The 10,515-nt window shown below is 72.0% G+C and carries 12 protein-coding genes; 7 read left to right on the top strand and 5 right to left on the bottom strand.

Going from position 1 to position 10,515, the window contains the following annotated elements; genetic code table 11:
- Nucleotides 1-847 precede the first annotated feature (847 nt).
- Entirely contained in the window at nucleotides 848-1,087 is a 240-nt protein-coding gene (locus E1285_RS39575) for a hypothetical protein (protein ID WP_132159734.1), read from the top strand.
- A gap of 112 nt (nucleotides 1,088-1,199) precedes the next feature.
- Nucleotides 1,200-1,466 carry a hypothetical protein gene (locus tag E1285_RS39570; RefSeq protein ID WP_132159736.1) on the top strand — a complete coding sequence of 89 codons (267 nt, stop codon included), beginning with the start codon at nucleotides 1,200-1,202 and terminating at the stop codon, nucleotides 1,464-1,466.
- A 179-nt stretch (nucleotides 1,467-1,645) separates the two neighbouring features.
- Here the strand turns inward: E1285_RS39570 and E1285_RS39565 are convergent, their stop codons facing one another.
- The 3 genes from E1285_RS39565 to E1285_RS39555 form a co-directional block, all read right to left on the bottom strand.
- Nucleotides 1,646-2,680 carry an aromatic ring-hydroxylating dioxygenase subunit alpha gene (locus E1285_RS39565; protein ID WP_132159733.1) on the bottom strand — a complete coding sequence of 345 codons (1,035 nt, stop codon included), beginning with the start codon at nucleotides 2,678-2,680 and terminating at the stop codon, nucleotides 1,646-1,648.
- A 119-nt stretch (nucleotides 2,681-2,799) separates the two neighbouring features.
- Nucleotides 2,800-3,645 carry an IclR family transcriptional regulator gene (locus tag E1285_RS39560; RefSeq protein ID WP_132159732.1) on the bottom strand — a complete coding sequence of 282 codons (846 nt, stop codon included), beginning with the start codon at nucleotides 3,643-3,645 and terminating at the stop codon, nucleotides 2,800-2,802.
- Nucleotides 3,642-5,156 (bottom strand): long-chain fatty acid--CoA ligase, encoded by a 1,515-nt coding sequence (locus tag E1285_RS39555; protein ID WP_132159731.1) that lies wholly within the window; start codon nucleotides 5,154-5,156, stop codon nucleotides 3,642-3,644. The genes E1285_RS39560 and E1285_RS39555 overlap by 4 nt, the downstream gene beginning before the upstream one ends.
- 130 nt (nucleotides 5,157-5,286) lie before the next feature.
- On the opposite strand from E1285_RS39555, the gene E1285_RS39550 reads away from it, so the two are divergent.
- From E1285_RS39550 to E1285_RS39535, 4 genes are all read left to right on the top strand, one after another.
- Nucleotides 5,287-6,162 (top strand): PaaX family transcriptional regulator C-terminal domain-containing protein, encoded by an 876-nt coding sequence (locus E1285_RS39550; RefSeq protein ID WP_243723372.1) that lies wholly within the window; start codon nucleotides 5,287-5,289, stop codon nucleotides 6,160-6,162.
- A gap of 88 nt (nucleotides 6,163-6,250) precedes the next feature.
- Nucleotides 6,251-6,676 (top strand): STAS domain-containing protein, encoded by a 426-nt coding sequence (locus tag E1285_RS39545; protein WP_132159730.1) that lies wholly within the window; start codon nucleotides 6,251-6,253, stop codon nucleotides 6,674-6,676.
- Nucleotides 6,677-6,786: 110 nt separating this feature from the next.
- Nucleotides 6,787-7,689 carry an oxygenase MpaB family protein gene (locus E1285_RS39540; RefSeq protein WP_132159729.1) on the top strand — a complete coding sequence of 301 codons (903 nt, stop codon included), beginning with the start codon at nucleotides 6,787-6,789 and terminating at the stop codon, nucleotides 7,687-7,689.
- A 13-nt stretch (nucleotides 7,690-7,702) separates the two neighbouring features.
- Nucleotides 7,703-8,332: a TetR/AcrR family transcriptional regulator gene (locus E1285_RS39535; protein ID WP_132159728.1), complete on the top strand. Its 630-nt coding sequence runs from the start codon at nucleotides 7,703-7,705 to the stop codon at nucleotides 8,330-8,332.
- Here E1285_RS39535 and E1285_RS39530 read toward each other — a convergent pair.
- Nucleotides 8,329-9,237, bottom strand: coding sequence for a LysR family transcriptional regulator (locus tag E1285_RS39530; protein ID WP_132159727.1), 909 nt, complete (start codon nucleotides 9,235-9,237; stop codon nucleotides 8,329-8,331). The two genes, E1285_RS39535 and E1285_RS39530, sit on opposite strands and share 4 nt — an antisense overlap.
- A gap of 73 nt (nucleotides 9,238-9,310) precedes the next feature.
- Between E1285_RS39530 and E1285_RS39525 the strand changes: the two genes are divergently transcribed.
- The gene (locus tag E1285_RS39525; RefSeq protein WP_132159726.1) at nucleotides 9,311-10,183 is read left to right on the top strand and encodes an EamA family transporter; all 873 of its coding nucleotides are present in this window, start codon (nucleotides 9,311-9,313) and stop codon (nucleotides 10,181-10,183) included.
- Nucleotides 10,184-10,248: 65 nt separating this feature from the next.
- Here the strand turns inward: E1285_RS39525 and E1285_RS39520 are convergent.
- A partial coding sequence (locus tag E1285_RS39520) for an ATP-binding protein (RefSeq protein ID WP_347814123.1) occupies nucleotides 10,249-10,515 on the bottom strand: 267 nt, incomplete at its 5' end.

Genomic DNA, 10,515 nt, shown 5'->3' with positions numbered 1-10,515 from the left:
CCGTCCCCGAGCTGCTCGACCGCCTCACCGGCCAGCCACGCGCCTCCGCCCCAAGCCCCCCGCCTCACTCCGGCGCCCCTGTCACCCCAGGCAAGCCGCGCCGGCGCGCTGGGACCCGTTTTCCCATGCTCATAATCGCGGCCGTAATCGCCGCCATACTCATTACCGTTCCAGTCACAGCCGTAATCTTGGACAGGGATTCCGGCCGGGTCAACACTGGAGCGGTGTCACCATCGTCAGTCCCGGCAAGCGTCCCGCCTACTTCAGTCGCCGCCTCTGCGCCGCCCACTCCGGCCCCCGAGTCAACGCCAGCCCTTCCCGACCCGTTGCCGACTTCTTCCCCCAAAGTTCGTTGGCGCGGCACACTTAACGTCAATGGAATCGACGCAAGGGAGGACTTGGATACCGCCCCACCACAGGTTTCCACCCTAAAAGGTGAACCAGACGTTCGAGGGGACTGGCTGAGAACCGAACTAGTTGCGATTCCGCCCGCGCGAATTGCGCTTCCCACTCCGGGTGACCCGCCAGAGCCAACTGCGTGTCGAACTGCCGCCATGGCTGCCGGGCAGTCCAGGACGCCCGCGCTCGACACGGGTGATGTCGTGTGTGTCGTAACGAGCCTTGGTCGAGTCGCAATACTAACCACTGAACACGCTTCTCAAACCACCAAGGACCCAGAGCTGACATTCTCGGCCGCTATCTGGGAATTTTCCCCGTGACGACTCACATACCTCACCGACCGCATCCTGATCACGCAAGGAAACAGTCTCGTCTGTCCGACGCTGCCGGGCAACGAGCCGGTTGCCGGTCTAGCCCCCGACCTGGAGAGCCACGCGAAGGAGGCCACATGCGAACCTGGCGCAATGATCCGATGGTGCGAACCCGATGGATCCTGCTCGCGCTTGCCACGCCCCCCTTGCTCTTGGCGTTCATCTTGGGCGATAACCACGACGTCCGCTTCACCGCGGCATTCGTCTACACGACTGGTCTCATCATTCTCCTGGTCAGTGAGCGCATCATCGTCAGCACTCGTACCAGGCCAGAGACACGCCTTGCCAACGCACGCCAAGGCTCCATACAGAACTGACCCCACCCCCGCCCATGGAAGGATGGCCCGTGCACCACAGACCGATGGGCCGCAAGCCGGAGAGGGCCCACTGCCGATGCTGCTGCAACTGATCGCGGAACACGCCATACACATGTCCCACGACGTTCTGTCGCATGCCCCCTCATCTGCGCCCGGCGACCCCGACACGGCGAACCTCGCCGAGTGGATCCGCAACATCTTCGGCCCGATCTTCCTGGTGATCGTGTCGATCGTCGCGATCTTCTTCCTGTTCACACGCGAGATCACCCGCTTCGTTCAGTTCGTGCTACTTGCGATCGCCGTGGCAGTCATCTTCTACGTCCCCAGAATCATCGAAGTGGTCGCGCGAGGGATCACCCGTGCCCTTGGTGTGGAATAACCGTCCCACTCCGCCAGGCAGCCCAGAATGCTCCAGGTCGGTGTGTGAGGAATTTCCCTACTCAAGTCAAGCGCGGGCCGGGGGCGGAAGGTCGCGCAGCTGCTGAGGGGTAATGTCGGTGGACATATTTCCGGGGACCACTCCACGCGCGGCTGCCCGTGCTTCCCAGATGGCGGGGCTCACCGGGCGGGCGGCCCTTGCAGGATCTGCCTTTGCAGGATGCGGCGGGCCGCCAGGCCGCCGGTGTCGATGTTGATGGACAGCTCCTGGTACCCCTCCGGCTCGGCGGCGATGACCTTCTCCAGGATGTTCAGCGCCTCGACGTCCTGGAGCACGACCGTGCGGTTGCTCTCCGCGAGGAACGCCGAGACCTTCTCGTCATCGAGGGCGAAGTCGCGGGCGACCATCCAGAAGTCGTGCGTGGTGGTCTCGGTCTCGGGCGTGATGGCGTAGACGATCTCTGCGTGGCACGCCCTGGAGTCGTCGCCGTCCGGGCCGGGCTCGACGCCTGTGGGGGCGATGCGGCTGTGCAGGAGGTAGAGGCACGGCGGGTGGAACTCGATGTCCTGCCACCGGTCGATGCGGCCCTCGATGCCCGTGGACTCGGCGTAGAAGGACGGGCATTCGACGTCCTTCATACGGCGGCTTGCATAGATGACGCCCGCGTCCTCGTCCACCTCCGTGGTGATCGGCGTCTGCGCCACCTCTGGCGTGCCGATGTAGCCGGCGTGCAGGTACGTCTCATGGGACAGGTCGAGGAGGTTGTCGACGAGCAGCTCGTAGCGGGCGTCGAGGGGCTCCATGCCGCGGACGGTCACGTACCCGGCCGAGTCCAGCCAGGGAGCGCGCGGGACGGCCTTCGCGTCCCCCTCCCCGTCTCCGATCCACACCCAGACGAGCGAGTCCTGCTCGACCACGTGGAAGGCGGGGACGCGGGCGGTGCGCGGGACGCGGCTCTGCCCCGGCACGGCGACGCACACCCCGTCGGGCGCGTAGGTGAATCCGTGGTAGCCGCAGACGATGTTGTCGCCGTCGCGGCTGCTCTCCGACAGGGGGAAGCGGCGATGCACGCAGCGGTCGGTGAGGGCGACCGCCTCCCCGGCCCGCGTCCGGTACATGACGAGGGGTTCACCGCAGATGGTCCGAGCCAGGAGGCCATCGCCCACCTCCTGGCTGTAGGCGGCCACGTACCACTGGTTGCGTGCGAAGACCATGGGCGTTCCTCCGGTGGGCGAAGAGTCGGGCGTCGGTGTATCGACCATCCCGGCGGGGCGGCGAGGGGGACCACACCGATTCCGTCCAATGGAAGAACCGCCTGGCGGCGCCCGTGCGGTCAGCGGCTGTGCAGCGCGGTCTCCGGGGGACGCAGCGCGCGGGGCGCGCCGAGCGCCCGGGAGATGCCCCGGGCGCTCGCGCGCACGACGGGCGTCAGCGCCCGCGCCTCCCAGCCTTCCGAGGGGACGACGATCGCGACGGCGGCGACGGCGGTGTCGTCCGGGCCGAAGACGGGCGCGCCGACCGACAGCGCGAACGTCTCGACCTGGCCGTCGCTGACCGCGACGCCGGTCCGGCGGATCTCGGCGAGGACGCGGCGCAGCTCGGGGCCGGACGTGATCGTCCGGTCGGTGAAGCGGCGGAGGGGACCGGCGATGGCCCGTTCCTGGAGGGCTGTGTCCGCGTGCGCGAGCATCGCGAGGCCGACGCCCGTCGCGTGGGCGGGCCAGCGTCCCCCGACCCGGGACAGGACGTGCACGGCGTCGCGGGCGGAGATCCGCTCGATGTAGACGACCTCCAGGCCGTCCAGCACCGCGAGGTGGACGTTCTCGTGGGTCGCCTCGTAGAGGTCCTCCAGGAACGGCATCGCGGCCTCGCGCAGCGCGGGCCCGCGGGGTGCGAGCGCGGCGACCTCGAACAGCCGCAGGCCGATCCGGTACAGGCCGCCGGAGTCGCGTTCCAGGGCGCCCCAGTGAGTCAGCTCGCCGACCAGCCGGTGCGCGGTGGACAGCGGCAGCCCGGCGTGGCGGCTGATCTGGGTGATGTTCAGCGCGGTGCGCTCGGCGGAGAACGCCTCCAGGATGTCCAGGACGCGGCTGGTGACGGTGGGCCGCCCGCCCGTGGTGGAGCCCGTGGTGGAGCCCGTGGTGGAGCTCGCCGAAGGCCGCTTTCCGGACGCTGTCATGGCATGCCGTGCTCCTCCCGCACCCGCGTCTTGAGGATCTTGCCGGCGGCGTTGCGGGGGATCTCGGCGGCCAGCACCGCCGATTTGGGGATCTTGTAGCGGGCGAGGCGTCCGGCCAGCGCGTCCAGGACCTTGCCGGGGTCCACGTCCGCGCCGGGGCGGGGGACGATGACGGCGCGGCCGGCCTCGCCCCACGTGTCGTCCGGGACGCCGATGACCGCGCATTCCAGCACGTCGGGATCGGCCAGGATCGCGTTCTCCACCTCGGCCGGGTACACGTTCTCCCCGCCCGAGATGATCATGTCCTTGATCCGGTCGACGATGAAGGCGTAGCCGTCCTCGTCGACGCGGGCCGCGTCGCCGCTGCGGAACCAGCCGCCGTCGAGCACCTCGGCGGTGTCGCCGGGCCTTCCCCAGTAGCCGCGCATGACGTGCGGGCCCTGCACGACGATCTCGCCCGTCTCACCGGGCGCCACGTCCGCCATGTCGGGGCCGACGACGCGCACGTCGCTGAAGAAGTGCGGCACGCCCGCCGAGCCCGCCTTGGACACCGCGTGCGCGGCGTCGAGGAACAGCGTGCCGGGGGCGGCCTCGGTCATCCCGTATCCCTGCAGGAACGTCAGGCCCCGTTTCTGGTAGGTCTCGATCAGCGACGGCGGCACCGGGGCGCCGCCGCAGGTCAGGATGCGCAGCGAGGACAGGTCCGCGCCGGCCCAGCCCGGCTCCCGGGCGACCCGCTGGAACATCGTCGGCACCCCGAACATGAACGTGACCCGGTGCTCGGCGATCATATCGAGGGTCGCGGCCGGGTCGAACGCGGCGACCAGCACGCACGTCCCGCCCTTGAGCAGGACGGGCAGCGTGAGCATGTTGAGCCCGGCGGTGTGGAACAGCGGCGCGGACACCAGCGCCACCTCGCCCGCCACCAGGTCGTGGTCGATCAGGACGTTGACCGCGTTCCAGGTGATGTTGCCGTGCGTGAGCGTCGCGCCCTTCGGAGACCCGGTCGTCCCGGACGTGTACATGATCATGCAGGGGTCGTCGGGCGCGACGGGCAGGTCGAGGGGGTCGTCGTCCGCGGCGGCCAGGAGCACCTCGTACCCGCGCTCCCCCGGGTCGTCGAGCGCGATGTGCTCCCGGACCGGGGTACGGCCGCGGACGGCGTCCACCAGCCCGGCGTGGGACGGCCCGTGCACCAGGACCGACGCGCCCGAGTCGTCCAGCTGGTAGGCGATCTCCGGGGCGGTGAGCCGGGTGTTGAGCGGGACGAACACGCCGCCGGCCATGCCGGTGGCGAACAGCGTCTCCAGGAAGGACGGATGGTTGGGACCGAGATAGGCGACGCGGTCGCCGGGCCGGACCCCGAGGCCGCGCAGCGCGTGCGCGAGGCGCGCGACGCGGCCGAGGAGGGCGCCGTACGTGGTCGTCCGCCCCTCGTGGACGAGGGCGGCCGCCCGGGGGGTCTTGCGGGCGCGGCGCGCCGGCCACGATCCGAGTCCTTCGTTGCGCATTCGGGCCGTCCTCTCCCCGGGGGTGGGCGTACGGCCGAAGTTAGGCGTATTCTTCACAGCGGTCAATGATTTGCCAAACATAAGCCGAGCGGCGGCCGGGCGCGGCGGCCGCCGTCGTTAGGCTGGCGGGATGACGGGAGCCGAACGGGTGGCCGAACCGGTGAACGCACAGGAGGCAAGCGACGGTACGGCCGCGCCGTCCACGAGGCTCCGGCCGCAGTCGCTGATGCTGACCTACCTCGGCAACTACGTCCTCGGGCGCGACATCGCGGTGTTCAGCGGCAGCTTCATCGACACCTTCGCGCGGCTCGACGTCGGCGAGCACGCCGTCCGGTCGACGCTCACCCGCATGGTCGGCCGCGGCCTGCTGATGCGGCACCGCTCGGGCCGCCGCATGCACTTCGGGCTCACCCCCCGGTCGGAGGAGATCCTGCACGACGGCGAGGACCGCGTCTGGCGGCGCGGGGTGCTCAACACCGACTGGGACGGCCGATGGACCGTGCTCACGTTCTCCATGCCCGAGTCGTGGCAGCGCGTCCGGCACGACCTGCGCGCACGGCTCACCTGGGCCGGGTTCGGGTCGCTCGGCAACGGCACGTGGATCGCGCCGTCCCGGGTCGACGTCCGCCCGATCGCCGAGGCCCTCGGCCTGAACGGCCACCTCAAGGTCTTCGCCGGAAAGGCCGAACAGCCGACGGACATCGCCGCGATGCTGCGGGAGGCGTTCGACCTGGACGGCCTCGCGGCCGGGTACCGCGCGTTCCTCGACCGGTGGGACCGCCCCGATCCGCTGCCCGGCGCCCCCGACGACCTCGCCCGCTATCTGTGGATGACCACCGAGTGGCTGCAGCTCGTCCGCGCCGATCCCGGGCTGCCCGTCGGGCACCTGCCCGCGGACTGGCCCGCCGTCCGGGGGCAGCGGGTCCTGATGGAGCTGCGCGACCGCTACGGGCCCCCCGCGGGGCGGCTCGCGGACGAGGCCATCGAGTTCATCCGCCTCCGCTGACCCTCCCCGCCGGGTCCGCGCACGAAAGGCGCATGACCTGGGCGTTCGCGGGTACGCGAAGTTCCTGCGATGACGGAAGGTGATCGGCATGTCTCTCGGAGCGGACGGGCCGCCGGACGGGCCGCCGGCCAGGGTCCCCGCCGACCCGCTGCGGATACGCAGCGGTGTCCGGGACGGCCACGCCCCGGTCCTGGTGGTGGAGGCGGAGGGGGAGCTCACCATCCTCACCTCCGACCAGCTGCGCGAGCACGTCCTCGCGGACATCCGCGACCTGGACGGGCCACCGCGGGTGGTCCTGGACGTCGGTGAGGTCGGCTTCTGCGACTCCTCGGGTCTCAACGCCCTGATCGTCCTCTGGAAGAGCGCGCACCGGGACGGCGGCGAGCTGGTCCTCGCCCGCCCGGGGCGGCGGTTCCGCACCATCATCGAGCGCAGCGGCCTCGACCGCCACCTCATCGCCCATCCGTCGCAGGAGGCGGCCGTCGCGGCCCTGACCGCGCCCGGCCAACCCTGACCGCCCGGCAAACCCTGACCGCCCGCGAGCCCCGGCGTCATGGGTTCCCTTGCCGCCATTGCCAGATGATGATACGCATTTCGTATTAACGTCTCACGAGGGCAGGTCCCATGGCGAGCCTCGACACCCCCACCTCCCCCGCGCGCGAAGAGCACGGCACCGCGGGCCGCCCGGCGGGCGCCATCCCCGGGCCGTCCTCGCTCACCTGGCGGTACGCGGGCGACTGGCGCGGTGTGTTCACCGGCCGGTCGACGCTGCTGCTGCAAGTCGCGCACCCCGTGGTGGGCGCGGGCGTCGCCGACCACTCCGAGTTCGTGGAGGACCGCTGGGGACGCCTGCTGCGCACCCTGGAGTCGGCGAACAACTTCCTCGGCTACCGCGGCGACGAACGCGGCAGGGACGAGGCGGCCCGGCTCCGCGAGATCCACAAGGACATCAAGGGCGTCGACGCCGAAGGCCGCCGGTACCACGCGCTGAACCCGGAGGCGTACCTCTGGGTGCACGCGACGCTCTTCCACGGCATGCTGCACACGCAGCGCGTCTTCGGCCGCCCTCTGGAGCCCGCCAAGGAGGAGGCGCTCTTCCAGGAGTGGCGCGACCTTGCGCTCGCCCTCGGCATCACCGAACGCCACCTGCCGGACTCCCCCGCCGCCTTCCGCGACTACTTCGACGACATGGTCGAGAACCGGCTCGAGGACAACGAGACCGTGCGGCTGCTCATCCGGCTCGACCGCAGGCCGCTTCCGCCGCCCCCGAGATGGCCGCTGCCCAAGGCCGCCTGGACGGGCCTGATGCTCCCCCCGACCCGGCTGATGCGCCAGACGGGCGTGGCCACGCTCCCGCCCGTCCTGCGCGAGCGGTTCGGGCTGCGCTGGACGTCCGCCGACCGCGCCCGCTTCGAGATGTTCGCGCGGAGCGTGCGCCTCGCCGGCGCCGCCACCCCCGAACGGCTGCTCTACTCGCCCATCGCGGCCCGCGCCATGCGCGCGGCCCGCCGCGCGCCGGGCGGCTAGAGTCGGCCGCACGATGACGAGCGACGACGAGCTCCTGCGCAGCCTGCTCACAGGCAGGCCGGAGAGCGAACCCCAGACGGACCGGATCCTGGACGCCGCCCTGCGGTCGTTCGAGACCTACGGGCCGCGCCGCACCACCATGGACGACGTCGCCCGCGAGTCCGGCCTCGGCCGCGCCACGATCTACCGCCGCTTCCCCACCAAGGGCGACCTGGTCACGGGCGTCCTCCTGCGGGAGGCGCGGCGCTTCTTCGCCGAACTGGACGAGGCCGTCGCGGCGCTGCCCACCCTGGAGGAGCGCCTGGTCGAGGGCTTCGCCGAGACCCTGCGCATCAGCCGCGAGCAGCGCCTGATGACCCGCCTCATGGTCGTCGAGCCCGAGCTGTTCCTCCCGCACGCCACGCTCAAGGCGGGCCCGCTGCTGGCCGCCGCCCGCGGCTACCTGGCCGGCCGGCTGCGCACCGCGCAGCGCGCCGGCGCCGCCCCGCCGCACGTCGACCCCGAGGTCGTCGCCGAGATCCTCATCCGCCTCACGCAATCCCTCATGCTGACCCCCGACGGCCACATCCCCCTCGACGACGAGGGCGCCCGCGACTTCGCCCGCCGCTACCTCCTCCCCATCATCCGCGACTCCGCCGGCTAGCCGTCCCGGCCGGCCGCCACCTCCCGGAGCGCCTCCAGCCCGCGCGCGATGGGCGGCTGCCGGTCGCTGCCCCGCCGCACGCACGCGATGATGCGCCGCGACGGCACCGCCGTCCCCCGCAGCGGCACCCGGACCACCTGGTCCCGTGGCGGCAGCGGCGCCAGCCGGGGCACCAGGCCGACGCCGAAGCCGCGGGCGACGAGTGCCGAGACCGCGAACCACTCGTTGGCGTCGTGGGCGATGCGGGGCACGTAGCCGGCCGCCGCGCAGGAGGCGAGCATCAGCCGGTGCTGGTCGGACCGGTCCGGTGAGCCGATCCACGGCTCGGCCGCCGCGTCGGAGAGCAGCGCCGTCTCGCCCTCCGCGAGCGGATGGCCGGCCGGGACGAGCAGATCCTGCGGCTCGTCGAGCACCGGCCATTGCGCGAACCTGGCGTCGTCGGAGGCCGGGGTCCGCGCGCTCGGGATGACCACGGCGATGTCGCAGTGCCCCCCGAGGAGCAGTTGGGCGGTGTCGTCGCTGTCCTTCTCGCTCATGTGCACGGCGAGGCCCGGATGGTCCTCCCGGAGCCGCGCGGCCGCAGGGGCGACGAGCGCGGCGAGGGCGCTCGACACGCTGCTGAACCGCACCTGCCCGGACGTCCCGGTCCGGTGACCGTCCAGGTCCGCGCGGGCGCGCTCCCACTGGGCGGACAGGACGTCGGCGTGCCGCAGCACCGTGTGGGCCGCGGCGGTGAGCCGCACGCGCCGCCCCTGCGGCTCCAGAAGTTCGACGCCGAGGTCGCGGGCGAGCTGCCGGAGCTGCTGCGACACCGTGGAGGGCGTGAGGTGCAGCGCCTCGGCCGCCGCGGTCACCGTCTCGCACTCCCGCAGCACCCGGAGCGTCTGCAGCCGATGGTCGATCATGTGGCCATCCAACATGAATCGATGCGGGATCTTTTGATGGACCCGAACGATTATGCCCTCGCAGACTGGCCGCATGTCGGCGGAAACGGACCCTCCGGACTCCGGGGCCGGCGCGCGGGACGCCCCGCGCCGCGGCCCGGCCCCGCTGCTGGTGCTCGGCAGCGTGGTGTCGATCCAGGCGGGCCAGGCCTGCGGCAAGGCGATGTTCCCGGCGGCCGGCGTCGCGGGCGTGGTCACGCTCCGGCTGGCGTTCGCGGCGCTCGTCATCCTCCTCCTACACCGTCCCCGCCTGCCCGGCCGCGACTCCCTCGCGCCGATCGCCGCCCTGGGCGCGGCCATCGCCGGGATGCAGCTCATCTACCCGGCGATGGAACGGCTGCCGGTGGGAGTCGCCTCGACGCTGCAGTTCCTCGGGCCGCTGACGCTGGCCCTGGTGCAGGCGCGCCGCCCTGCGGACCTGCTGTGGGCCGCGCTCGCCGGGACCGGCGTTCTGATGCTGACCGGCCCGTCCGGTTCCTCCTTGCCCGCCGCGGGGATCGTGCTCGCCCTGGCGTCCGGCGCCTGCATGGCGGCCTATCTCGTCCTCAACAAGCGAGCCGGGGCGCTGGGCGGCTCGCCGCTCACGTGGGCGGTGGTCGTCGCGGCGCTCCTGATCGTGCCGCTCGCACCGGTGACCGGTGGGGTACCGACGAGGCCGGACGTCCTGCTCGCCGGGCTCGGCGTCGCCGTGCTCTCCGCGGTCGTCCCCTGGTCGCTGGACATGGCGGCACTGCGCAGGCTGCCCGAGCGGGTGGTGGCCGTGATGGTCAGCCTCGAACCCGCCGCCGGGGCCGTGGCGGGCCTCGTCGTCCTGGACGAGCACCTGACCTTGTCGAGGTGGGCGGCCATCGGCTGCGTCTCCGCCGCGTCGGCCGGTGTGGCCCTCGCGCGCCGGAACCACGTCTAGTGCGGTGTCCACCGACGTTCACCCGTGCGTTGAGCCACCGGCACCGCCAAGGTTCTGGACACGCACTACCAGGGGTCGGGGACGGGGACGGTGATCTTGAGGGTGGTGCCTTCGCCGGGCGGGCTGTCCACGGTGACGTGGCCGCGGAGGGCGCGGACGCGGTCGGTCAGGCCGGCGAGGCCGCCGCGCGGGGCCGGGGCGGCGCCGCCGACGCCGTCGTCGCGGACCTCGGCGACGACCTCGCCGGCGGCCGGGCGGACGCTCAGCTCGATGGAGCCGGCCGCCGCGTGCTTGACGGCGTTGGTGAGGGCCTCGCAGAGGGCGAAGTAGAG

It is taken from the genome of Actinomadura sp. 7K507 (genome assembly GCF_004348425.1).
Taxonomy (GTDB): domain Bacteria; phylum Actinomycetota; class Actinomycetes; order Streptosporangiales; family Streptosporangiaceae; genus Spirillospora.
This window is presented reverse-complemented; position numbering and strand designations above follow the sequence as displayed.